The organism is Pseudomonas abietaniphila (assembly GCF_039697315.1).
In the GTDB taxonomy this organism is placed as follows: domain Bacteria; phylum Pseudomonadota; class Gammaproteobacteria; order Pseudomonadales; family Pseudomonadaceae; genus Aquipseudomonas; species Aquipseudomonas abietaniphila_B.
In genome coordinates, this window is record NZ_CP155619.1 from 5,478,812 (window position 1) to 5,503,095 (window position 24,284).

Here is a 24,284-nt window from a genome sequence, read left to right on the forward strand (position 1 = left end):
TCCGTTGGCGGCCCGACCAACGTTTAAACTTTAACCTGCCCTGTGCTTTATGCAGCAGCGCACCCACCGCGATGATAGGTAGCCAGCAGGGAAGATGCAAACTGCCATCTCCATCGCGCAATGAAACTTCTGCCCCATCAATCACTCAATCAGCCGTAACCACTGAAGGTAATTCACATGACTGCGCGTTGGCGTTGGATCACGAGTCAACTGACCAAACGGCTGTGGTTCAGAGCGTCCCTGTTTTCACTGCTTGGGGTTGCCACGGCATTGGTTGCGGTGGTCTTCAAGGACTTCATCCCCGAATCCCTGTCTGCGCGCATCGGCGCTGATGCGGTGGACAAGATTTTAGGGATCATTGCATCGAGCATGCTGGCGGTCACCACGTTTTCTTTGAGCACCATGGTCGGCGCGTACAGTGCTGCCAGCAGCGGGGTGACGCCCCGTGCGACGACTCTCGTGATGCAGGACACTACTACGCAAAATGCGCTGGCTACGTTCATCGGCTCATTTCTGTTCAGTCTGGTCGGCATCATTGCGTTAAGTACAGGCGCCTACGGAACCCAAGGCCGAGTCCTTTTGTTTGCGGTGACGATAGCGGTCGTAATCCTCATTGTTTACACCTTGCTGCGATGGATCGACCACCTTTCAAAGCTCGGTAGGGTAGGCGAAACCATTGACCGTGTAGAAAACGCTGTGATCGAAGCCATTAACCAGCGAGTTCAGTGGCCCTATCTAGGCGGCGTCGCTTATCCGCCTGATCTTGTGCTTCCCACCTCTTCACGAACCTTGTCCAGCGATCAAACCGGGTATGTCCAGCATATCGATGTAAAGGCGTTAGGGCTTATCGCCAAGGAGCACTCTGTCCGGCTCTATCTGGAGATACTTCCCGGGAGTTTTGTTCATGTGGGGATGCCTTTGGTCCATATCGTTGCGGTAAGCGGGGAGAGCATTGCTGAAGGTAGCGTGGCCGCAGACAAGGTCCTGGCGGCGCTGACGATAGACGTCAGGAGGACGTTTGAGCACGATCCCCGGTTTGGGCTCTCTGTGCTCTCGGAAATTGCATCCCGCGCATTGTCTCCAGCCGTAAACGACCCGGGCACGGCGATTGATGTGATAGGGCGGGGCGTCCGGACATTGACCTGCTGGGGCAGGCCGCAGCGTTCAACTCCGGAGCATGATCCAGGCTGTGACTTAGTCTATTTGCGAGGCCTTACGGTCGAGGATCTGTTCGATGATTTCTTTTCGCCGATCAGCAGAGACGGTGCAGGTTTGCTGGATGTCAATATTCGACTTCTCAAGGCGCTTATCAGTCTTTCTCAGATAAACCCCGAGCTGTTTCGACAGGCCTGCATCAAGCACGCGGATCTTCTACTTGTCCGTGCGGACGCCACATTGCTACTGCAACATGAGAAGGATCAGCTCCTTTCGCTGGCTCGCACGATGCCCCGCTAGCGCATTGCGGTCCGGTCACATCGCTCTTTAACGGTGGTTTGGGAAACATCACCTCACAGATTGGCTGTCAACTTGCTGCATCCTGCCTGGTACTGGGAATGGGCATCTCGACCATTCCCAACTCCATCATCACCCGCTCCATCGCCGCGCCCGTGCTGCTTGAACTGGGCGTGCCGATCATCGTTCGCACCTGTTCGTGTTCTATTTCGCATCCTCGCCGACCCGACGCCGCCTGTCTCGCTGGCCTGTTTGGCGGCGGGACTGATCGCGAAGGAAACCGGATTCAAGATCAGCCTGTGGGCGGTGCGTATTGCCCTGCTCATCCAGCGTGAGCGGTATAAGTCTTCCTTTGCAACAGATGCCACAGCCGATGTACGAGAAATGGATTACGTCAGGCTTCATGTCCATCCCTGAGGGTGGCGATGGACCTGAAAAAGCGATGATTCGGAGAGCCGAGTGGCTCCCTCCCGGGCTGTTGGCGCGTGGACCTTGATATCCAGACGGATAAACATTGGCGACCACGCCCGGAAGTTAATTCGCTGTTTTCAGGCTCTGGTCACAGCGCGCAGAAAAAATGTACCGGCCAGGGAGGTTCATTGCCGCCTGGGAACGGTGGCGGAGCGTCATGCTCCGGTGGCGTCCTCTGTTGCGAACATGTTCAGAAAGAACAACCGCAGGCTGTCCCAGGTACGCTTCCACCAGCCGCCCGCAGGCGCTTCTTCCAGCGCAATCAGTGGCCTCGTCACCAGTTTCTTGTCGCCGTCGTACAAATCAAGGCTGCCAACCACGGTGCCCATGGCAATGGGGGCGACGAGAGGGTGGTCGATGTTGACGCGAACATCGACCTTGCGATTCAGATCTTTTGGCAGGGTCAGGGCGATATCATCCAGCGACCCTACGGGCAGCGTTCGGTCTTCACCTTTCCAGAGCATCGGGTTGGACAGGACCTGAGCCGCCTTCACATACGTCTGGGTGTCGAAGAAGCGAAAGCCGTAGCTCAGCAGTTTTTCAGCGTCATTGGCTCGATTTTTCATCGAGGTGGAGCCAAATACTGCCGTGATCAATCGATGGCCGTCGCGCAGGGCAGAGGTGACCATGCAGTAGCCCGCTGCCTCGGTATGTCCGGTTTTCAGCCCGTCCACGGACTCATCCCGCCACAACAGCAGATTGCGATTGGGTTGGCGTATCCCGTTCCAAGTGAAGTGCTTTTGTTTATACAGCGGGTAATAAGCGGACTCGTCGTTGATGATCGCCCGAGCAAGCTTCGCCATGTCCAGCGCTGAAGAATAATGATCGGGGGCGGGCAGGCCGGTCGGGTTCAGGAAGTGCGTGTCGTCGAGCCCCAGCCGCTTTGCTGTGGCGTTCATCAACCCGGCGAAACTGTTTTCATCGCCGGCGATGTGCTCGGCGAGTGCGACGCTGGCGTCATTGCCCGAGTCGATGACGATCCCGCGCAACAGGTCATGGACGGCCACCTTGCTTCGCGGATCGAGGAACATGCGTGACCCCTCGGTGTGCCATGCGTTTTCACTGATGGTGACTTCATCGTCGGAACGCAACCGGCCGCCCTGGATCTCGTTGGTCGCGACGTAAACCGTCATCAATTTGGTCAGGCTGGCAGGGGGCAGGTGTTCATTTGCATCATGGCTGGTGATCACGTCCCCGGTGCCAGCATCCATCAGCACCCAGGATTTTGCGTGAAGCTGAGGCGCCGAAGGCGTCATGGGACCTGAGGGTACGGGAGCGGCGAACACTGTCGGCCAGTGAGTCAACGCAAGAGTCAGGACGAGCCGTGGGGTCAGGTGTTTCACGAACAGAAAGCCTTGGTTGGAAGCGAGGTGCGACAACCTAGATCAGCGCAAAAACAGCGACCAATTAAGCACGGTTAAGAAAAGTTTAAGAAGCGCCGTGCCGTGCATTATGCAGAGGGCATTCGAGTGTCACCCGGGTACCGCGTCCATCGACGCCTGCTTCGATTTTCAGTCCAAACCCATGGAGTCGCGCAATCGCAGCCACCAGCGACAAACCGAGTCCGTTGCCCGGTTGCTGCCGGGACTGGTCGCCGCGGTAGAGACGTCGGGTCACGCTGTTGCGTTCCTCGCGCGGGATGCCTGGGCCGTTGTCCAGCACTTCGATATTCAGGCTGTGCTCCTTTCGCACGCAGCGCAGGCAGATGTGGCCTCCCGGTTGAGTGAACTTGATCGCGTTGTCCATCAGGTTCACCAGCGCCTCGAACAGCAGAGCGGTATCCCCCTGCAGCAATGGACAGTCATCAGGCGTCTGCAGGATCAATTGCTGGTGTTTCTCATGGGCAAGCGGTTCATAAAACTCATGGGCCTGCTGTAACAGCCGCTCAGGCTGAAAGGCTTCAAAGGCCGAGCGCCGTCGGGTGTCCTCCAGCTCAGAAATCCGAAGCAGGCCTTGAAAGCGCGACATGATCGATTCGCTTTCCTCCAGTGCCAGGTTCAGCGTATCGACATGGACCTGCTGCAGCGGCAGTTTTTGCAGTTGATACAGGCGGGCTCTCAGTCTGGTCAGTGGGGTTCGCAGGTCATGAGCAATGCCGTCACACACACCTTTGACTTCCAGCATCAGTTGCTCGATGTGTTCGAGCATGGTGTTGACCGCGTTGGCTAGCATGTCGAGTTCATCGCGGCGGGCTGAGAGCGGCAGCCGCTCACGCAGGTTGCCCGAAACGATGCGCTCCGTGCTGCGCTGCAACCGCTCCACGCGCCTGATGGGGCGTCTTCGCAACAGGCGCCAGCCGATCAGCCCCGGGACCAGCGTCAGCGACAACCCCCAGAACAACGCCTGCCCAATAATGCCTCCCACGGCGGAGATCGAGCCTCCGTCGCGTGCGAGGATCAGGATCCTCCCATCAGCGCGATCAAGCCGCAGCGCATAACTGCTGCGGGTTTCTTCATTGGGCAACGCAATGCTTAAACCGCGCTCCAGATAATGCACCTGACCATCGTCGGGGAGGTTGGAGCGTAATTTGAGCAGGTCACCGGTCAGGTGCGCGCCATTGGCTTCGAACAACCCGTAGGCGTCGATTCCCGGCGTGGAATAGACCTCGCTCCCGGCCAACTCGGCCACCAGCGCCGCATCGCTCACTTTTTGATAGTAATGCGCGCGTTGCATCAGCGTTCGCTCGGCCACGGTGCCCAGGTAGCGCGTGATCTCCCAGTACAGTACACCGGTGAAAACGGCACCCCAGGCCACGAAAAACAATGCATACAGACCGATCAGACGGCTTCCGCTTGACCGCCAGCGTTCAGTCTTTGTCGACGAGGACATAGCCTGAACCACGAATCGTCTGGATGGCGGGCGCGCCCGGTCCTTCTATTTTTTTACGCAAGCGCGCGAGATGGACCTCGATGATGTTGGTGCCGGGATCGAAGTGATAACCCCAGACCTCCTGGAACAGCATGGTGCGCGTGACCAGTTGCCCGGCGTTGCGCATCAGGTAGGTCAACAGTTTGAATTCGGTGGGAAGCAGCGCGATTGCCTGACCTTCAAGCGTCACCGATTGGGCAATCAGGTTCATCTGCAGCCCGCCGAAGCGCAGGCAATGTTCCGTTTCGCCGGGCGCAGGGTCACGAAGCAGCACCTCAAGGCGCGCAATCATTTCGATCATCGAGAACGGTTTGGTCAGGTAGTCGTCGCCACCCGAGCGCAGACCTCGAACCCGTTCGTCCACGTCCGACAGGGCGCTGATCATCAGCACCGGGGTCTGAATGGACAATTGGCGCAGCGTGCTGACGATCGTCAGTCCGTCAAAATCGGGCAGCATGCGATCCAGGGTAATGACGTCATGGCCTCCTGCGATGGCCAACGCGAGACCGTCACGTCCGTTGTCCGCCCACTGAGCTTGAAAGCCATGGGCGTCAAGCTCGGTCATGATGGCGTGTGCGGTGACTTCGTCGTCCTCGATGACTAACGCACGATTCATTCTGAACTCCAGAGTTGGGGGCGGACATTCTAACGGCAGGTGCAAGGTGAGCCGGTACGTTTGTCCGTTAAAGTAAATTTTTCTTAACGCGGGTTAACACGGGGGAGGGCGAACGCTGCTTTAGCGTGGAGGCTTTCCGGACGAGGAATTGCCTGCCATGCACCCGTGCTTCAGACCACTTTTACTGACCTGCATTTTTTTGAACGCCAGCCTGAGTCACGCCGCCGATAAGCCCGCAGATCGTCCAGTGACACTGAGGTTGCTCTGCTCCAGCGGTTTCATCAGTGCGGCTCAGGCCATCGCTCCGGACTACGAAAAAGGTCGCGCAATCCACCTGGACATCGTCAAGGCGCCACCCGCTGGCTTAACGCTGGTAGATACTGTTGAGCAAGAACCCAGTCCCGAAGCGTTTGACCTGGTGCTGACCGACAGGGCGTCCATGGACAGATTGGTCGCCCAGCGGCGCGTAGATCCGGCCACCCGTGTTGATCTCGGGCAGTCACTGATCGCCATGGCGGTAAGGGACGGCGCTCAGAAGCCCAGTATTGATACCGTTGATGACTTGCGCGAGGCGCTGATGAACGCCGAGTCTGTCGCGTACGCCAACAGTCCCACGGGCATGTACCTTTCCCATTGGCTGTTCCCGCGGATGGAGCTTGATCAGAATTTTGTGCTTAAAAGCAGGGCCATCTCCGCCGAGCCCGTCGGCAATGCTGTGGCTCGCGGTGATGTTCAGTTGGGGTTTCAGCAGTTGAGTGAACTCAAAGCGGCACCCGGCATTGATATTGTGGGGTTGATCCCCGACAACGTGCAGCAGATGGTCTTGTATTCAGGCGCAGTAATGAATAACAGCCCCCATCCTCTGCAAGCCGACGCGTTGCTCGACTACATGAAGTCTTCACAGGGACGGGCAGCGATACAGGCGAGCGGGCTGAAACCCTTCTAAACGATTCGCCGTGACGGTTCCAGATGCAAGAGCAGCCTGGCGCTACAAAGTCGCCTGCGGCACCTCAAAGTTCGCCATCACCGTAGTCATGGAATGCTTTTTAGCAATCATCGGGTAATGACTGTTTGCCGATGCAGTACCTCGCTCAGACTTCGCCACGCTTGCCGAATACACTTGAGCGCCAGACTCCACGGCTTCTTCGACGTGGCTTGGTTGCAGTGATTCGTATCAAATCGCGGGGGCCAGGGCAACACGCTGTAGATGCCGTAGCGCCTGTCCTTACCGATCCATCCAGACAGGGCCACCGGGCCGAGGAATTGCTGCCTGTTGGAAGCGCCGCATGAGCGGCAGACCGTGAGCAACATCGGCCGGGCAGCGTCAACTGACGCCACGCAATGCCTTGTTCAAGCCATCCTGGCAGGTCAGCAAGGCCTTCTTGATACTTTCCATAGCGGCTTGCAAGCGCCAGACGGGACCGACCACATCGATGGCATAACTTCCTTGAGGCGTTTCCAGCCCCACTGCCACAGCGCCCACGCCGGGTGTGTGCTCGTCAAAATCATAAGCGAAGCCTTCCTTGCGGATCAGTTTCAACTGGGCCAGCAACTGGTTCAGCGTGGGTGTGTGGCTGGTCAACGGTTTGAGCTGCGGACCGATCAGTCGGATGACTCGATATACTTTTTGGGTTGTAGGAGGGTGCATGTGAAGCGCGGCGCCGCTGGGTAGGTGACGCAGGCTTTCCGTGCACTGCACGCTTGAGACGGTAGGGGGACTTGCATGAGCGCCGTGGCGGGCTGACGCTCAGCCTTTGATTCTGCCGAGGTCATGAGAGCACGGCTTGCGAGCTGCCGGGCAGTTGCAGTGATTCAGGTATGGCGTTGTGTCAGGCACACCGCATCTGTCGGATTGAATCCCGCCACGCCCCCGCGATTAATTCACGGGGCGAGGCTGCGCAGCACCAGGTTGGTGGTTGCGTTCATGCCCCGTTCCAGCTCTTCCCAGGTCCGTTGCTCCAGGCATCTGGGATTGGTGTACGGCATGATGACTTCTGCCAGTCCGTCAGCCACTTCATCGAGCGGGGACTTCTTCTCGAACTCACCGGCCTGACGGCCATCTTCGAGAATGCGCTCAAGCATTGAGTAGATCTGCGCCTTGTGCCCGGCGGCGGTACACCACCCACCCTCGATTGCGGCGACCACCACCTCGTTGACTGCGCTCTCAATGACGAACAGGTCGTAGCTCAGTTTCAACGCGGTGCGCATGAACAACCGGAATCGGCGTGTCGGCGACAGGTCCATGTCGACGATCTCTTGCAGCTGCGTGTCCAGCTTCTCCAAGGTGTGCGCGCAGATGGCTTCGCCGATGGCCTGCTTGGATTTGAAGAAACGATAGATATACGCGGTGGAAATGCCCATGGCTTTGCTGAGGTCGGCGACGGACGTCTTGCGGTAGCCGGCCTCACGAAACAGTGCCTCGGCCACGTTGATGATTTGTACTCGACGGTCATGCTCGGCTGGGCCGCGTTGACCGGAGGTCGGAAGGATGACGGGTTCGGATTCGCTTCGCATAGGCCTGATGACTGGGTAGGTTGCGCAAGAAGGCGATTGTACATCAACGGGTCAGCGGCATCGGTGCCCGGTCACGACAGGGCTGTAGGCCAACAGCCCCGGTGACGCAGTCGCCTGGCGACCACGCCACCGGAGCGGTGGGTTTAACCCGCGTCGGCAGACGCTGCAGTGTGCGTAGCCGCCGTTTTCTCCGCCCCGGCGGCGGGCGGTTTGATCTTGAACCAGATTGCGTAAAGGGCTGGCAGGAACAACAGCGTCAGGACGGTTCCCACCGCCGTGCCGCCGATCAGCGTAAACGCCATCGAGCCCCAGAACACCGAAAAGGTCAGCGGTATGAACGCCAGCACGGCGGCCACAGCCGTCAGAATCACCGGTCGCGCACGCTGCACGGTGGCCTCGACCGCTGCGTGATAGGGGTCAAGCCCGTCGGCCTCGTTGGTGTGAATCTGTCCGATCAGAATCAGCGTGTTACGCATCAAAATCCCTGACAGGCCGATCAACCCCAAAATGGCATTGAACCCGAACGCCTGATGGAAGATCAGCAGGATCGGTACGGTCCCGACCAGCCCCAGCGGAGCCGTCAGGACGACCATCGCCATCGCGGCGAAACTGCGCACCTGGACAATGATCACGATCAGGGTGAACAACAGCATCACCGGGAAGATCGGCGCCAGTGCATTGTTCGCTTTCAGTGACTCCTCGATGTTGCCGCCGATCTGGATCTGATACCCCAACGGGAGGTTGCTGATGATCGGCTGAAGCTGCCCATAGACTTCCATGGAGACCTGCGGCGGCTGCATCTGCTCGTCGATGTCACCGCGCACGGTGATCGTCGGTAGGCGATTGCGGCGTTTGAGAATCGGGTCTTCCGCACGAATCTCGACGTGGCCGATCTGCCTGATCGGAATCAACTGACCGTTCTTGCTGGTCAGTGTCATGTTTTCGATGCGGGCCGGGTCGAGCCTGTCTTCATCCTGAGTGCGTGCCATGACATCGACGGTCCGGATATCTTCACGCACTTGGGTCACGGAAATACCGGTCAACAGGAACTGCAATTGCTCCGACGCCTGGGAGGACGTGAGTCCCATCACCTGCAGGCGATCCTGATCGAGGACGAAATGCAGCGTGGGCTGCTTTTCGCTCCAGTCGGTGTTCACCTGTCGCATGCCAGGGTTCTTGCGCATGACCTCGGCGACCTGTTGCGCGATGCCACGCACTTTGTCGGCGTCCGGCCCCATCACGCGAAATTCGACCGGGAATCGCGTGTACGGCCCGAAGACCAGTTGCGAGACGCGCACGCGTGCTTCCGGCGCCAGTTGTTTCTCCACTTGGGCACGCAGGCGCAGTTTCAGGGCGTCCCGAGTGCCTTCGTTCTCGGTCAGTACAATGATTTTGGCGAACGAAGGGTCGGGCAACTCCGGGTTGTACGAGAGGAAAAAGCGCGGCGCACCTTGGCCGATGTAGCTGGTGACGATCTTCGCTTCGGGCTGGGTTCTGATCCATGCCTCGACTTTTTTCGTGGCCTCGCTGGTGGCGTTGATCGAGCTGCCCTCGGGCAATTGCACTTCCACCAATAACTCGGGACGGTCGGAGCTTGGGAAAAACTGTTGTTTGACCGAGCCCATGCCCACGATTGCCAGCGCGAACAAGGCAAACACGCCTCCGGCGACCCAGTATTTGTGCCGAATCGCAGTGCTGATCAACCGACGCAGACGCTGAAAGTTGGGCGTGGAATAGATCCTGTCGTGACCGCCTTCGATCTGTTTGATTTCCGGCAGCAGCTTGACGCCCAGATACGGCGTGAAGAACACCGCGACCATCCAGGAAATGATCAGCGCGAAGCCGACGATCCAGAAGATATTCCCGGCGTATTCTCCTGCGGTGGATTGGGCGAACCCTACCGGCATCAGGCCGATGACGGTGACCAGCGTGCCCGCCAGCATCGGTGCCGCCGTGTGGCTCCAGGCGTAGGACGCCGCCTTGATGCGGGTGTAGCCTTCCTCGAGTTTGACCACCATGATTTCGATCGCAATGATCGCGTCATCGACCAGCAAGCCCAGACCCAGAATCAAGGCGCCCAGGGTGATGCGGTCAAATACGCGGCCGGTCGCCAGCATCACGATGAGTACCGCAGCCAGGGTCAGGGGCACGGCGGCGGCCACGACGATTCCTACGCGCCAGCCCAGGCTCAGCAGGCTGACGACCATGACCACCGCCAGCGCCACGAAGAACTTGATCATGAATTCGTCGACCGCTTCGGTGATGTTCACCGCCTGATCGGTGATTTTGCTGAAGCTGATGCCTTGCGGCAGGTTCGATGAGATTTTCTGTTGTTCGGCCTGAAGGGCCTTGCCCAGGTCCAGTCCGTTCCAGCCATCTTTCATGACGACGCTGAGCACCAGGGCTTCTTCACCGTCGTGACGGATGATGAACGTGGCCGGGTCCTCATAACCACGTTTTACCTCCGCCACGTCGCTCAGCTTCAGCGTACGGCCTTGCGAGGCGGCAATCGGCGTGTTGCGGATCTTTTCCAGATCGTCCAGCGCGCCATCCAGACGCACGAACACCTGCGGGCCTCTGGCCTCGATGGAGCCTGCGGGCGTGATTGCGTTCTGATTGTGCAACTGGGCGAAGATGTCCTGGGCATTGACACCCAGATTCGCCAGTCGCGAATAGGAAAACTCGACGAAGATGCGTTCGGGACGCTCGCCCAGAATGTCGATTTTCTTCACGCCAGGGACTTGCAGCACATCCTGACGAACCTCTTCGGCCTGGCGGGTGAGGTAACGGTGGGGCAGGCCGGGTGCTTTCAACGCGTACAGCGCGAACGAGACATCCGAGTATTCGTCGTTGACGTAGGGGCCCATCACGCCGGAAGGCAGCTTGCGCGTTTCGTCGAACAGCTTCTTGCGGGCCTGATAAAACTCGTCAGGGACCTGTTTGGGCGGGGTGGCGTCGAGCAGGGTCAAGGTCATCAATGCCAGGCCCGGACGCGTGATGGTCTCGACCCGGTCATACCATTTGAGCTCTTGCAGGCGCTTCTCAAGAGGCTCTGCCACCAGGTTTTGCATCTCCTCGGCCGTCGCACCCGGCCAGACGGCCGTGACGGTCATCACCTTCACGGTGAACGCCGGGTCTTCCGCCCGGCCGAGCTTCATGAAGGCTACAAGTCCGGCGAGCGTGATTGCGATGATCAGAAACAGCGTGACGGCACGTTCGCGCACAGCCAGTGCCGACAGATTGAATCCGCTCATGGCGTCACCGCCAGCGTGTTGCCCAGGCGTACCTTCTGGTTGGCATGCAGCAGGTGAGCGCCGAGCGCCACGACGGTGTCACCGGGTTTAAGGTCACCGGCCACCCGTGCGGTTTCCAGGCCTACAGCCAATACGTTCACCGCGTGCTCCTGGACGGTCATCGACGCCTGATCGATCACCCAGACGCTGTATTTTTCACCGCCATTGCGCAGCGCTGTCAGGGGGATCGCGACGGAGGGGGTGTCCGAGGGCAGGCTGGATTGAAGCGTGACCTTGATCGTCGCACCCAGCGGCGCGTTCTTGAGTTCGTCGCTGAGCACGTAGCGCGCGGAAAAGGTTCGGGTCACCGGATTGGCCGCCTCGGACAGCTCGCGCAGCGTGGCTTGCGCACTGCGTACTGGCGTTCCGTACAAGCGCGCCTGCGCGGTGGATTCAAGCGCCGGCCTCAGCGTTTCAGGCAATTCGACCGCGGCCTCGCGGGCGCCATCTTTGGCCAGCTCCACCACGGTCTGACCAGCTGCAACCACCTGGCCGGGTTCTGCCGCCGTGTTGACGACCAGCCCGTCCACATCTGCTTTCAGTTCTGCGTACTGGCTGGCGTTGGCGGCGACGTCTGCCTGCGCCTGGGCGGCATCCAGTTGTGCCTTGGCGCTGTTGAGCGCGGCAACCGCCTGGTCATAGGCCATGGCCGAAATCGCACCGGCGGCGACAAGGCTGCGAAGGCGGGCTTCGTCAGCCTGCGCCTGCACCAGCCTGGCTTTGGCCGATGCCACGGCGCCTTTCTGATTGGTGATGGCCAGATTCAGATCGACCGGGTCGATCTTCATCAAAGTCTGCCCCTTGTGAACCCGCTGCCCTACGTCGACCAGGCGCTGAATCACCTTGCCGGAAACGCGAAAGCCCAGATCGCTCTGCACTCTGGCGGCGACCACGCCGGTAAATGATTGCGTCGTTGAGTGATCGGGCTGAACGACGGCGGTATCGACGACCGGATCGACGAGGCGTGGATCGCTTTCCGGAGGATGGCCGCAGGCAGCCAGTAGCAGGGCAGCGGCCGTGATGGAGATAAGTGCAGCAGGATGTATCGACATGGCGACCTCCAGAAAAATTCAGGGCGCAATGTTCTTTTATGTTTACGGTTTTGTAAATACGTAACCATTGATGTTCATCATCATTCCTGATTAAGTCCTTTTCTGTGCGGTTTATGTGGATGAAGTAAGGTTTATGTGTGACGGTTTCAATAAATCGTTGACAAAAATTTTTGCCCGGAAATAATTGCCGCTCGAGATCACAGGATTTGCCATGAACCTTTTTCCTTTTCGAAGCGCGTGGATCGCAGGCTGTTTGCCAGCCGTGTTTCTGGCGGGGTGCGCGGTCGGCCCGGACTACCACGCACCGGAGCTTCCGGCCCAGGCTCCGTTCCGTAACCAGCCACTGCTGGAGCAGCGAGTATCCCGCCTGCCCGCCGCCGACATGACGACCTGGTGGGCGGGATTCGGTGACAAGGAACTGGAGACGCTGGTTAACCGCGCGCTGGCGCAGAACCTCGATCTGGCGCAAGCCGTCGCCAGAGTCAACCAGGCGCGTGCCATGACGACGGGGGCGCGCTCGGCGCTGTTGCCGTCAGGTGATCTGAACGCGCAGGCGAGCAGGAATCATCAGTCGCTTCAGGACCCGATCGGGCAGCTCGCCAGCGCTTCTCCCGGCTTCGATCGCAACAGCAGCCTTTATCAGGTCGATGCCGGTGCGAGCTGGGAGGTCGACATCTTTGGCGGCTTGCGGCGCGGCCTCGAAGCGGCCAACGCCGAGCAGCAGACGGCGGTCGCGCAACAGGCCGCCGTCAGGCTGATTGTCACGTCCTCTGCGGCGAGTGGTTACATCCAGCTGCGTACGTTGCAGGCTCGGCTCCAGGTCGTCGAAAGCCGGGTGAAAACACAGACCGATCTGGTCAGGCTGCTGCAACTGCAATACGCCAACGGCGTCGTTGCCCGACTTCAGTTGAAGCAGGCCGAGGGCGTCCTGGCGACGGTGTCGGCGCAGATACCGCCGTTGCGCAGCTCGATTGAAAGCACGATGAACTCCCTCGAAGTGCTCAGCGGCGTGATGCCGGGGGCGCTTCACCAGGAGCTCGCGAAGGTGACACCGATACCCGTGGCGCCGGGCATCGATACCGCTGGGGGGCAAGCCGACATGCTCCGTCGCCGCCCCGATGTCATTGCCGCAGAACGCACATTGGCGGCCTCCAATGCGCGGATCGGCCAGGCGGTCGCTGATTATTACCCCAAGTTTTCGATCGGCGCGCTGCTGGGCTCTGCCACCCATGCCAGTGGCAATCTGTTGTCCGGCGATGCAGATCAGGCACAGGCAGTCTTCGGATTACGCTGGCGGCTGTTCGACTTCGGTCGCGTGAAAGCGGAAGTCGAATTTGCCAAAGGCCGTGATGCCCAGGCGCTGGCGGCCTATCAGCAGACACTGCTGCAAGCCACCGCCGACGTTGAAAACGCGATGACCCAGCTGGTGCAGAGCGAGAAACAGAATGCAGTCCTTGAGGACGGGGTCCGTTCGCTGGCGGAGGCCCGAGCCGCAGCCTTTTCTGCGTTTCAGCAGGGCAGTGTGAGTTTCATTGAGGTACTGGACGCCGACGACCGGTTGCAGCAGGCGCAGGAGCAGAAGCTGCTCGCGCAGTCCGCAGCGTCCGTCGCCGCCGTGGACTGCTTCAAGTCGCTCGGCGGAGGCTGGAACGCACCCCGCGCCGACGTGGTGGCGAAGGCAGAACGCCGGCGTGGTTCTCCGGACGACACCGTGGAAAATTGAACATCGTGCCCGGTGCCGCTCGGCCGTGTGCTGTTCAGGCGTTTGCCGGGCTGACGAGCTCAGCCTGCGCTGAAGCCAGTAGCCAGTCCCTGAACAGCTGGGCGGACGGGGACAGCGCGCGATGCTTCACCGACACCAGAAATTCGCCATACCCCGTTCTGCACTCGAAAGCCGTGACCCGCTGGAGTTCGCCTCGGGCCACGGCCTCGTCGCCCATGAATGTCCACGCCAGCCCAATGCCCATGCCTTGTTGCACGGCGCGAAAGGCCAGGGTCAGTTGGTTGAACACCGGCGCGTGATCGGGTGGCGAATAGTCGTGGCCCAGGCGATGAAACCACTGATCCCAATCCAGGCAATGCCAGGCGGACGTGTCGATCTGGATCAGGTTCGCTTGTGCCAGTTGCTCTAGCGTCTGGATGCCGGATACATCGAGCGAAGGGTGAGCGGCGGGGTAGACGATTTCAGGCAGCAGGAAATCGCTGTTCAGTGAGGCCCATTCACCTGAGCCGTACAGCAGGCCCAGGTCGAAATCATTGAGGCTGGCTTCGTCCATTTCATTGATGGCGTGAACGTGAACGGCGATGTCCGGACAGGCCTTGTTGAACTCGATGAGCTTGGGAAACAGCCAGAACTGCGCGAGGGCATGGGTCGCCAGCACCGAGACGGCGTTGGACTGATGGACGTTACGAATCCGTGTGACGCTTTGGTACATCGCGGTGAGCATGAGGTTCACCGTCACGAGCAGCTCTTCGCCTGCCGTGGTGAGCGCAACGCCACGAGGTTTGCGCTCGAACAGCGCAACGCCGACGCTGTCTTCCAGGGTACGCATCTGCTTGCTGACAGCGCTCTGGGTCAGAAACAGCTCGGACGCGGCGCCGGTGAAGCTGGCGTGGCGTGCAACGGCTTCGAAGGTGATCAGGGTTTCCAGCGGCGGCAAGGTGCGCAGGTAACGGTTGATGATGAACTCCTCGACATGCCTGTGTGGAATGGGTCGCTGACTTTTTATCGCATGTGGTCGGGATTTTCCATCGTTAGAATCGGCCTCATTCACTTGGCCGAGTCGATGTCATGAACAGTGGGATAGTGTTTGCACTTCTGGCCGGGGCCATTTGGGGCGGCGTCATCGTTGGGCCGTCGTTATTGCCGGAATTCAACGCCGTTCTGATCAGCAGCGTTCGGTTTGCCATTTACGGACTGTTTTCCCTGGCCGTTGCCTTGCCGTTCGCTTCACGTCTGCTTTCAAAGCTGACCCGCACCGACCTGCTGATGCTGCTGCGTCTTTCCCTGACCGGAAACGTGTTGAATTACGCGTTGCTCGGGGCGTCGATTCAGCTCAGCGGTGTCACGGCTGCCGCGTTGATCAACGGCATGATGCCGGTCGCCATCACCTTTCTGGGGCGCAGTGATACGGGCTCGCTGCCGATCAGAAAGCTCAAGCTGCCCTTGCTGATGGTATTCCTTGGAATCGTAGCGATCAGCCTGGAGCACGCAGCATCAGCGTCGTCGAACGTTCCGTTGTCTTCGCAGCTGCTGGGCCTGGCCTGCGGTTTCTCCGGCGTGGTCAGCTGGTCGTGGTACGCCACGCGCAATGCGCGTTATCTCAGGAACAGCCGGTTCAACAGCAGCGATTGGTCAACCCTGCTGGGCATTGTCACGGGCGTGGTGGCAGTGGTCTTCGGGTTGGGCGCCCTGATGCTGTTCCCGAACCTGATACCCGCCAACATCGAGCACAGTCGCTGGATGAGCTTCTTCTGGGTCTGCCTGTTCCTCGCGCTGTGCGGCTCATGGCTCGCCAACGGCCTGTGGAACGCCTGCTCGCGCCGGATGGCAACCTCGCTCAGCGGCCAGATGATTGTCTTCGAAACCCTGTTTGCCTGCGTTTACGGCTTTCTCTTCAACCAACGAATGCCCGGCCTGATGGAAGTCATCGCCATCGCACTGCTCATAGGCGGCGTCGTCTGGGCGGCGAGACGGCATCGGGTGCCGACCGTGAAGCTGGAGCAGCCGGTCGTTTGATGTCGGCGTTGTAGGCCGCGTCAGGAAAATTGCTTTCATAGGGTTTACTGCCGGTTGCCTGCAGATCGCGGGCAAGGTGGACGCCACACCGGTCGCTCCAACAGTAAGGTGGCGCGAGTGTAGGCTGATTCGCAACGTCCCGGGCTCTCCGCTGTTTTTTCAAAAAACCACTAATCATCCCGCCCGCTCAATCGTCTTCTAGATAACGCCGCCCTGCACGCGGCCAATCAACATCGACGAGGTCCACCCATGAGCTTTGACGGCGAAAACACCCAATTCCGCGTAGTCATCAACCACGAAGAACAGTACTCCATCTGGCCCGACTACAAAGCCATCCCTGACGGCTGGAAAAGCGTCGGCGTCGAAGGCGACAAACAAACCTGCCTCAACTACATCGAAGCCACCTGGACCGACATGCGTCCACTGAGTCTGCGCAAGGCCATGGCCTGAATCACCCCAATTTCCCTGCTTGCGGAGCGTCTTGCCCATGAACATGCGCATGCTTACGCCACATCCACTTCATCTCGAGACCGGCTTCCCCCTGCGGGTCTATCCCGGTCAGACAGAAGCCTCGCTGACGGCAGCGTTCGAGAACCTGCGCAACGTGGTCGAACACTCCCTGGAGCGCGACGGCGCGATCCTGTTCAGCGGCTTTGTCAGTGACGGCATCGAAGGTTTCCAGCGATTTGCGGCGGCGTTCGGACACCCGTTGCTCAACTACGAATTCGGCTCCACGCCCCGCAGCCAGGTCGACGGAAAGGGCGTTTACACTTCCACCGAATACCCCGCGCACCGCTCGATCCCGCTGCACAACGAACAGGCGTACACCAACGAATGGCCAATGCGCATCTGGTTCTACTGCGCCAAGGCCGCTGCCAGTGGCGGCGAAACGCCGATCGCCGACAGCCGTGAGGTGTTCCGCCGCATCAACCCGGTGCTGCGCAAACGCTTCGAAGAGAAACGCCTGATGTACGTGCGCAACTACGGCAATGGCCTCGATTTGACCTGGCAACAGGTGTTCAACACCGACCGTCATAGTGACGTCGAAGCCTACTGCCGCAAGCGCGGCATCCAGTGCGACTGGAACGAAGACGGCGACCTGCGCACCCGTCAGCGGGTGCAGGGCGTGGCGCAGCACCCGCGGACCAAGGACTGGGTCTGGTTCAACCAGGCGCATCTGTTTCACCTCTCCAACCTCGACCCTGACATGCAGGAAATCCTGCTGGACACCGTGGGCGAAGAGGGCTTGCCGCGCAACGTGTACTACGGCGACGGCAGTCCATTGGAAGAGGACGCGCTGGCGGAAATTCGCGCGGTGCTCGATGACTGCGAAGTGGTGTTCCCTTGGGAAACCGGCGATGTGCTGATGCTCGACAACATGCTCGTCGCCCACTCGCGCAAACCCTTCAGCGGTGAGCGAAAAGTGGTGGTCGCCATGGCCGAAGGCGTCAATGGCGACACGCTCCTCACTCCTCCATGAGTTCGAAACCCATGCCGAAAGCAAAACTTGTCTACGTCTGGTCGCTGCGTAACGCTGCGGCGGACAAAGCCGGTCAATACGTCGATTACCACGGCGAACAGCGCTACATGAAGTCGCCGCTGGAGCACCTGGTCCAGGCGCTCAATGACACACCGCTGGGCGATCATTATTCGCTGGAAGCGGTCATCTGCGACGACAATCCGGCGTCAGCGCGTGACCGGGAAAACATCAAGGAATACGGTTTCGCGCCGGGGCAGGGCGAGCACTGGTTCTACCCGGCGGACCTGAAAGTTCAGGGTCGTCAGGTGAACGATCTGCTGGAAAACGTACCGTCGACCTACCGCGCACTGCCGCTGGGCGACGGTCAGCGTCCAGCGGGCAAGTCCGATTTCGAGCGGCGTCTGGGCGAGCGTCTGCACGCACTGGAAGCCGACATCGTGGTGCTCGACGGACTGCTGGTGATCCTCGATGAACTGGTGCGACCCGGTGCGGTTTTTCACCGTCGTGTCGTCAACATTCACCCCGGCATCACGCGCCTTGAGTCGCCGTATGAGCGTCGCGGCGCGTACGCCACCCTCGATGCGTTGTACGGCGCCAAGGGCAAGAAGGTCATCGACTGGAACACCCGAGAAACCGTCGATATCCCGGTGGTAAACATGACTGGCGCGTCGTTCCATTACGTCGACAACGGCATCGATTCCGGCGAGGTCATCTTCGACGTGCTGGACACGCCGATTGCGCCGGACGATACGATCCTCGAACTGCGCTGGAACAACTTCAACAACAGCCTGTTCCCGGCACTGGAGCAGGGGTTGCTGGTGCTGGCGCGGCGTCAGGCTCATTAGTCTTTTCTTAGAACAGGCGGCCCGCGCCGGAGGAGTCAGACGATGATCCCAGCGCTGGCGCCGTTGTTCATCGCCGATTTTTCGCACTATCGGGACGTCCTCGTGCTGGAGGACGACCCGCGTCCGGGCATGCCGCTGAGCACTCTGCTCACGCCTGAGGTGTTCACTTCGGTATTGCATCGCTTTGGCCAGCAGTACCCCGACAGCGACCGGCGAGGCCTGGCCTCGGTCTGGTCCAAGTACTACTTCATCAAACTGATTCCGCCGGTGGTGGCAGCATCGTTGATACTCGAACACCGCCTGCCGCTGCGGCTCGAACAACTCCAGGTGATGTTGGACGATCAAGGGATGCCGCTCGGCTTCAAACTGCCGGATCCCGGTCAGCGCTGGGCGCCCGCACCGCGCGATGCCTACCAGCGTTTCGACGAACTGATCGAAGGCCACCTGCGCCCCTTCATCGACACCGTCGCCACCCTCACGCGGCTGTCCCCCAACGTGCTGTGGAGCAACGCCGGCAACTATTTCGAATGGCTGCTGAGTGTACTCGCCACTGCCATGCCCCACGCCGATCTGAGCCAGGGGCATGAGCTGCTCAATGCGCCGACCCTTCAGGACGGCGGCCGCAACCCGCTGTCCCACCCCGTGCGTTACATCAAAGTCGCAGGGCACGCAGCGTTGAAGCGCCAGCGACGGGTCTGCTGCGTGCGATATCGGGTGAACGGGCTGGCATATTGCGAGAACTGCCCGTCGCCCAGCGCCTGACTGCCAGTCTTGACGCAGCCCACTGCGCTGCGACAACAGCTGTAGAAGCCGGCTTGCTGGCGAACCCGTCAGTCGGGACACATCGATGTCGACTGACGGGGACGCTTTCGCCAGCAAGCCGGCCACAGGTTAGATGTCGACCACAAATCATCGAAACGACGCAGTACCTGTAGGAGACGTCCGAGGTTACGAGGGCAGCGAAGGCAATATGCCGCTGACCCACCGCATTCGTCCGAACGCGGCCCGCACCAAACCGGCTCCTACAGGGTCTGCGTTAACGTGGGTGACTGCGCAACCCGCTACGTCCATAAAACGCCACCACCACAAAGCACCCCAGCGGCAAGAGGTATGCCAGCGCTGTAGAGAAGTGATCCGCCACCAACCCCATGAAGTACGGCATCAGGGCGCCGCCGACGATGGCCATGATCAGAAACGAACTGCCGCGTTTGGTGTGGGGACCGAGGTTTTTCACGCCCATGGCGAAGATGGTCGGGAACATGATCGACATGAAGAAAAAGATTGCGATTAGCGCCACCACCGACACGCTTTCCACCCCGCTGACCACCACCGCGCACAGCGCCACGTTGACCCAGGCGTAGACCATCAGCAGCCGTTGCGCAGGAATACGGCCCATCAGCCAGGTGCTGAAGAAGCGCCCGCACATGAAGCAGATCATCGCGACCGACAGCAGGTAAGCGGCGGTCTGGCTGGTCATGCTGGCCCAGTGTTCGGTGACATAGTTGATGAAGAACGCGCCGACGCCCACTTGCGCGGCCACGTAGAAGAACTGGGTAATCACGCCACCGACGAATTCGCGGTGCTGCCACAGGGTTTTACTGTCGCTACGCTGGATCTTCGATTCCTGTTCGCGCAAATCCGGCATGGGGGTGCGGGCGAACAGGGCTGCGACCAGCAGCACGATCACGGCAATCACCACGTAGGTGGTCTGCAGGGAGCTGTTGTCGCTGCCGGCATTGGCGCCGCCGAAGAACAGCGCACCGCCGAGCAGCGGACCGACGAACTGGCCGAGCCCGTTGAACGACTGCGCCAGGTTCAGGCGCCGCTCGGCACCTTTCGGGTCACCCAGCACCGTGGCGTACGGGTTGGCTGCGGTTTCCAGACAGCCCAGGCCCAAGGCAATGACGAACAGCGCGAACAGGAAAAACGGGAAGCTCGCGGCATTGGCGGCGGGCATGAACAGCAGTGCACCCGCAGCGTAAAGGCACAGGCCCAGCAGGATCCCGGCCTTGTAACCGAAACGGTCCATGAGCAGACCGGCGGGCAGGGCGATGATGAAATACGCACCGAAATACGCCGCCTGCAACAGGCCGGACTGCGCCTTGCTGACGTGCAACGTCTCCTGGAAGTGCTTGTTCAACACGTCCAGCAGGCCATAGGACAGGCCCCAGAGGAAAAACAGACTGGTCACCAACATCAACGCCACGCGCACCGAAGGCACGGCGGGGCGGTACACCTGGGATTCGACTTTCGTGTCTTTGGTCAACATGACGCTCTCCTTTTGTTTTTGTTGGGGCGTAAAGCGGTCGAGTCAGTAGTCGGGGTGCAACAGGGTTCAGGTCGAGGAGACCTCTGTGGGAGCGAATTCATTCGCGAAAAATGGCCCAGGCACTACAGATGGGTTGACTGCATTGGCCTCTCGCGAATGAATTCGCCCCCACAGGGGGCTGTGTCTCTTTTGGCGAATGGCGCTAGCGAGGTTGTTCCGCCAGGCTGAAAATCCGCGCCATGGGCTGCCATTTGTTGCCCGGTTCGGTCCACGGCGTCGGCTTCTGGAAAGCCCACATCAAGTCTTCCCATTCCTGCACCTTGGGGTTTTCGGCCGAGGCGTTTTCCATCGCCTGGACGCTGAAACTCGCTGTGGTTTCCATGACCATGAATAGCCGCGTACCCAGCCGCCAGATCTGCATGTCGAGCACGCCGACGCGGCGCAGGTGATCGGCGATCTCAGGCCAGATGCGCTGGTGCAGTCGCTCATACTCGGCGATCAGTATGGGGTCATCGACCAGGTCCAGCGCCAGGCAGAAACGTTGCCGGTTCATGTCAGTGCCCGGTCGAGATGGGTGTAACCGCCGTCCACCACCAGCCATTGTCCGGTGGTGTGCGAGGCGCGGGAGGAGAGCAGGAACAGAACGCTGTCGGCGATCTCGGTCGGGGTGGTCATGCGTTGGCCAAGCGGGATCTTCTCGACGATCTTCTCAAGCTTCGCCTTGGGGTCGTCGAAGCTTGAAATCCAGCGCTCATACAGCGGGGTCATGACCTCCGCCGGAATCACAGCGTTGACCCGCACACCGTCTTCCAGCAACGACGCGGCCCACTCGCGGGTCAGCGACAGTTGCGCACCTTTGGACGCGGTGTAACCGCTGGTGCCGCCTTGTCCGGTGAGCGCGGTTTTCGAGCCGATATTGACGATGGCGCCTTTGCTCGCCTTGAGCGCATCGACGCACAAATGGGTCATCAGGTAATAGTGGATCAGGTTCTTTTCCAGCGACTCGATGAACGCGCTGCGCCCGGCGTCCAGGCCGACGTTGTCGTTGACCCCGGCGTTATTGACCAGCCCGTCGATGCGTCCGAAGCGTTCTAGGACCTTGTCCACGGCGCCAGCACATCCCGCTTCGTCGCGCAGCTCCACTTGCAGGAACAGGCTCTGCGGCTGGCGCTTGTCCAGCTCGGCCGCGAGCTCGGCGGGCAACGGCTGGTTGGCGAAGATCACCGGGATCGCGCCTTCTTCGGCCAGCCCCAAGGAAATCGCAGCGCCGATGCCGGAGCCGCCGCCGGTGACGATGATGACTTTGTCTTGCAGATGCAGGTTCATGGGCAGTTTCCTTGCAGGCCATAAAGGCGAATGGCGTTGCCGCCGCGAATCGCCGCCTGTTCGTCGGCGGACAGTTCGCGAAGGGCGGATTCGAACAGGCGATGGACGTCGCTGTAGGTGCCGGCGACCTGGCACACCGGCCAGTCGGAGCCAAACATCAGCCGCTGCGGGCCAAACAGCTCCAGCGCGAGGTAGAAGTACGGCAAAAGCTCGACGGGTCGCCATTGCTGCCAGTCCGCTTCGGTGATCAATCCCGACAACTTGCAACTGACGTGGGGCAACGCGGCGAGCGGCGCGATCCGCTCGGCCCAGGCGATCGGGTCTTCTTGGGAAAGGTCCGGTTTGCCGAGATGATCGAGAATGATGGGGTGTTCATCGTGGCGTTGGCAGAAGCCAGCGGCGGCCTGTAGGTCGGCGTCCTTGATCAACAGGTCATACGTCAGGCCTCGGGCCTGCAGCAGACGGACGCCCCGGGCGAATGCCGGGTCTTGCATGAACAGCGACGGCGAGGGTTCGTCCTGAATCAGGTGGCGGAGGCCGACCAGCTTTTCGGACTCGGCCCGCCGTTCCAGTTGCCGCTCAAGGTCCGGGGCGCGCAGGTCGACCCAGCCGACCACGCCGACGATCCATGGATGCTGCTCAGCCAGGGCGAGCAGGGTATCGGTCTCGTCGAGGCTGTGCCGCGCCTGCACGGCGATGCAGCCCGCGATGCCGTGCTGGTCGAGCAGTGGCTTCAAATCCTGTGGCGTGAAGTCACGTCGCAGCGCGCCGTGTCGCTCGTCGATCCACGGGTAATCCTGCGCACGGTAGCGCCAGAAGTGCTGATGGGCGTCCACGCGTAACGTGGCTCCCGGATCGTTCGAGTCTTGGGACGACATTGTTGTTGTACTCCGTCCGTTCTTGAAGGTTCGACGCTATCCTCCCTGTGGAAGCGAATTCATTCGCGATTTGCCGTCCGAATCAAAACATCGCTGTCGGCAGAGAGATTTTTCGCGAATGAATTCGCTCCTACAGGGGCGCTGAGTCTTCTCGTCGCAGCGTAGGGTTACCCGCGATACGCATACTGCCTGCGCGACGCCTTTTTCATCTGGATCGAGAACCCCGGCGCGGTCGGCGGCATGTACGCGGCATCGCGGATCACGCACGGATCTTCGAAGTGCTCATGCAGGTGATCGACGAACTCCACCACACGGCCTTCGTGGGTGCCGGCCAGGCACAGGTAGTCGATCATCGACAGGTGCTGCACGTATTCGCACAATCCGACGCCACCGGCATGCGGGCACACCGGCAGGTGGTACTTGGCGGCCATCAGCATCACGGCCAGCACTTCGTTGACCCCGCCCAGGCGGCAGGCGTCGATCTGCACCACGTCGATGGCTTCGCGCATGATCAGTTGCTTGAAGACGATGCGGTTCTGGCACATTTCACCGGTCGCCACCTTGACCGGAGACACGCCGAGACGAATCTTGCGGTGGCCCTCGACGTCGTCCGGGCTGGTCGGTTCTTCAATGAACCACGGCTTGGCAAACGACAGCTCGCGCACCCAGTCAATGGCGGCATCCACTTCCCAGACCTGATTGGCGTCGATCATCAGGTGACGGTCCGGCCCCAGGACTTCGCGGGCGATGCGCACGCGACGAATGTCGTCCTGCAGGTCGCGACCGACCTTCAGTTTGATGTGTGAGAACCCGCCATCGACCGCTTCCTGACACAGCCGACGCAGCTTGTCGTCGGGGTAGCCCAACCATCCGGCCGACGTGGTGTAGCAGGGATAACCCTCGGCTTTCAGCGACTGCAAACGCTCGGCTTTGCCTTGGGCGCGGTCGCGGAGCAAGGCCAGCGCTTCGTCCGGGGTGATGCAATCGGTGATGTAGCGAAAATCGATGCAGCGCACCAGTTGCTCGGGGCTCATGTCGGCCACCAGTTGCCACACCGGTTTGCCTTCGGACTTGGCCCACAGGTCCCAGGTGGCGTTGACCACGGCGCCGGTCGCCAGGTGAATCGCACCCTTGTCCGGGCCGATCCAGCGCAACTGACTGTCGCTGGTGACGTGGCGCCAGAAGCGGCCCATGTCTTCGGCGATCCACTCAAGCTTCAGGCCGACCATGACGCCCGACAGCGCCTTGATCGCCGCGCAGCAGATCTCGTTGCCGCGACCGATGGTGAAGGTCAGGCCATGGCCTTGCAGGGTAGGGTGATCGGTTTCCAGAATGACGTACGCCGCCGAGTAGTCAGGGTCGGGGTTCATCGCGTCGGAGCCGTCCAGCGACTGCGACGTGGGGAAACGAATGTCTTCAACGCGCAGGGCGGTGATGGTGGTCATGGCGGGTCCCTTTGGAATTGTTTTTGGGAGGCATCA

General features: G+C 60.4%; 21 protein-coding genes and 1 pseudogene. 9 read left to right on the top strand and 13 right to left on the bottom strand.

Going from position 1 to position 24,284, the window contains the following annotated elements; all coding sequences use genetic code 11:
* Positions 1-177 precede the first annotated feature (177 nt).
* The gene (locus ABDX87_RS24035; RefSeq protein WP_346830123.1) at positions 178-1,455 is read left to right on the top strand and encodes a DUF2254 domain-containing protein; all 1,278 of its coding nucleotides are present in this window, start codon (positions 178-180) and stop codon (positions 1,453-1,455) included.
* Between the two features lie 80 nt (positions 1,456-1,535).
* A pseudogene (locus ABDX87_RS24040) lies at positions 1,536-1,773 on the top strand (TRAP transporter large permease subunit); the annotation flags it as partial.
* Positions 1,774-2,078: 305 nt separating this feature from the next.
* Here ABDX87_RS24040 and ABDX87_RS24045 read toward each other — a convergent pair.
* The 3 genes from ABDX87_RS24045 to ABDX87_RS24055 form a co-directional block, all read right to left on the bottom strand.
* On the bottom strand, positions 2,079-3,272 hold the full coding sequence (locus ABDX87_RS24045) for a D-alanyl-D-alanine carboxypeptidase family protein (RefSeq protein ID WP_431061274.1): 1,194 nt from the start codon (positions 3,270-3,272) through the stop codon (positions 2,079-2,081).
* Between the two features lie 79 nt (positions 3,273-3,351).
* Entirely contained in the window at positions 3,352-4,752 is a 1,401-nt protein-coding gene (locus tag ABDX87_RS24050; protein ID WP_346830125.1) for a sensor histidine kinase, read from the bottom strand.
* Entirely contained in the window at positions 4,730-5,407 is a 678-nt protein-coding gene (locus tag ABDX87_RS24055; RefSeq protein ID WP_346830126.1) for a response regulator transcription factor, read from the bottom strand. Before ABDX87_RS24055 ends, ABDX87_RS24050 begins: the two co-directional genes overlap by 23 nt.
* Positions 5,408-5,606: 199 nt before the next feature.
* Here ABDX87_RS24055 and ABDX87_RS24060 point away from each other — a divergent pair, with 199 nt between their 5' ends.
* Positions 5,607-6,353: a substrate-binding domain-containing protein gene (locus ABDX87_RS24060; protein WP_346830127.1), complete on the top strand. Its 747-nt coding sequence runs from the start codon at positions 5,607-5,609 to the stop codon at positions 6,351-6,353.
* Positions 6,354-6,731: 378 nt separating this feature from the next.
* Here the strand turns inward: ABDX87_RS24060 and ABDX87_RS24065 are convergent, their stop codons facing one another.
* The 4 genes from ABDX87_RS24065 to ABDX87_RS24080 all read right to left on the bottom strand — a co-directional run bounded on the left by ABDX87_RS24065 (position 6,732) and on the right by ABDX87_RS24080 (position 12,266).
* Positions 6,732-7,055 carry an IclR family transcriptional regulator domain-containing protein gene (locus ABDX87_RS24065; RefSeq protein WP_346830128.1) on the bottom strand — a complete coding sequence of 108 codons (324 nt, stop codon included), beginning with the start codon at positions 7,053-7,055 and terminating at the stop codon, positions 6,732-6,734.
* 233 nt (positions 7,056-7,288) lie between these two features.
* A complete protein-coding gene (locus ABDX87_RS24070) occupies positions 7,289-7,921 on the bottom strand; it encodes a TetR/AcrR family transcriptional regulator (RefSeq protein WP_346830129.1) in 633 nt (210 codons plus the stop codon).
* Positions 7,922-8,064: 143 nt separating this feature from the next.
* A complete protein-coding gene (locus ABDX87_RS24075; protein WP_346830130.1) occupies positions 8,065-11,175 on the bottom strand; it encodes an efflux RND transporter permease subunit in 3,111 nt (1,036 codons plus the stop codon).
* Positions 11,172-12,266, bottom strand: coding sequence for an efflux RND transporter periplasmic adaptor subunit (locus tag ABDX87_RS24080; RefSeq protein ID WP_346830131.1), 1,095 nt, complete (start codon positions 12,264-12,266; stop codon positions 11,172-11,174). The genes ABDX87_RS24075 and ABDX87_RS24080 overlap by 4 nt, the downstream gene beginning before the upstream one ends.
* Positions 12,267-12,477: 211 nt before the next feature.
* Between ABDX87_RS24080 and ABDX87_RS24085 the strand changes: the two genes are divergently transcribed.
* A complete protein-coding gene (locus ABDX87_RS24085; RefSeq protein WP_346830132.1) occupies positions 12,478-13,989 on the top strand; it encodes an efflux transporter outer membrane subunit in 1,512 nt (503 codons plus the stop codon).
* Positions 13,990-14,023: 34 nt separating this feature from the next.
* Here the strand turns inward: ABDX87_RS24085 and ABDX87_RS24090 are convergent, their stop codons facing one another.
* The gene (locus tag ABDX87_RS24090) at positions 14,024-14,947 is read right to left on the bottom strand and encodes a LysR substrate-binding domain-containing protein (protein WP_346833606.1); all 924 of its coding nucleotides are present in this window, start codon (positions 14,945-14,947) and stop codon (positions 14,024-14,026) included.
* Positions 14,948-15,057: 110 nt separating this feature from the next.
* Here ABDX87_RS24090 and ABDX87_RS24095 point away from each other — a divergent pair, with 110 nt between their 5' ends.
* From ABDX87_RS24095 to fhuF, 5 genes are all read left to right on the top strand, one after another.
* Positions 15,058-16,005, top strand: coding sequence for a DMT family transporter (locus ABDX87_RS24095; protein ID WP_346830133.1), 948 nt, complete (start codon positions 15,058-15,060; stop codon positions 16,003-16,005).
* A gap of 249 nt (positions 16,006-16,254) precedes the next feature.
* A complete protein-coding gene (locus ABDX87_RS24100; RefSeq protein ID WP_346830134.1) occupies positions 16,255-16,455 on the top strand; it encodes an MbtH family protein in 201 nt (66 codons plus the stop codon).
* Positions 16,456-16,498: 43 nt separating this feature from the next.
* On the top strand, positions 16,499-17,485 hold the full coding sequence (locus ABDX87_RS24105) for a TauD/TfdA family dioxygenase (RefSeq protein ID WP_431061275.1): 987 nt from the start codon (positions 16,499-16,501) through the stop codon (positions 17,483-17,485).
* An 11-nt stretch (positions 17,486-17,496) separates the two neighbouring features.
* The gene (locus ABDX87_RS24110; protein ID WP_346830136.1) at positions 17,497-18,330 is read left to right on the top strand and encodes a formyltransferase family protein; all 834 of its coding nucleotides are present in this window, start codon (positions 17,497-17,499) and stop codon (positions 18,328-18,330) included.
* A gap of 42 nt (positions 18,331-18,372) precedes the next feature.
* A complete protein-coding gene (fhuF, locus tag ABDX87_RS24115; protein ID WP_346830137.1) occupies positions 18,373-19,092 on the top strand; it encodes a siderophore-iron reductase FhuF in 720 nt (239 codons plus the stop codon).
* A gap of 274 nt (positions 19,093-19,366) precedes the next feature.
* Here the strand turns inward: fhuF and ABDX87_RS24120 are convergent, their stop codons facing one another.
* The 5 genes from ABDX87_RS24120 to ABDX87_RS24140 all read right to left on the bottom strand — a co-directional run bounded on the left by ABDX87_RS24120 (position 19,367) and on the right by ABDX87_RS24140 (position 24,248).
* On the bottom strand, positions 19,367-20,599 hold the full coding sequence (locus tag ABDX87_RS24120) for a sugar MFS transporter (RefSeq protein WP_431061176.1): 1,233 nt from the start codon (positions 20,597-20,599) through the stop codon (positions 19,367-19,369).
* Positions 20,600-20,801: 202 nt separating this feature from the next.
* Positions 20,802-21,152 carry an L-rhamnose mutarotase gene (locus ABDX87_RS24125; protein WP_346830138.1) on the bottom strand — a complete coding sequence of 117 codons (351 nt, stop codon included), beginning with the start codon at positions 21,150-21,152 and terminating at the stop codon, positions 20,802-20,804.
* Positions 21,149-21,925, bottom strand: coding sequence for an SDR family oxidoreductase (locus ABDX87_RS24130; RefSeq protein ID WP_346830139.1), 777 nt, complete (start codon positions 21,923-21,925; stop codon positions 21,149-21,151). The genes ABDX87_RS24125 and ABDX87_RS24130 overlap by 4 nt, the downstream gene beginning before the upstream one ends.
* Positions 21,922-22,803, bottom strand: a complete 882-nt coding sequence (locus ABDX87_RS24135) for an amidohydrolase family protein (RefSeq protein WP_346830140.1) — start codon at positions 22,801-22,803, stop codon at positions 21,922-21,924. The genes ABDX87_RS24130 and ABDX87_RS24135 overlap by 4 nt, the downstream gene beginning before the upstream one ends.
* Positions 22,804-22,970: 167 nt before the next feature.
* Entirely contained in the window at positions 22,971-24,248 is a 1,278-nt protein-coding gene (locus ABDX87_RS24140) for an L-fuconate dehydratase (protein WP_346830141.1), read from the bottom strand.
* Between the last annotated feature and the right edge of the window lie 36 nt (positions 24,249-24,284).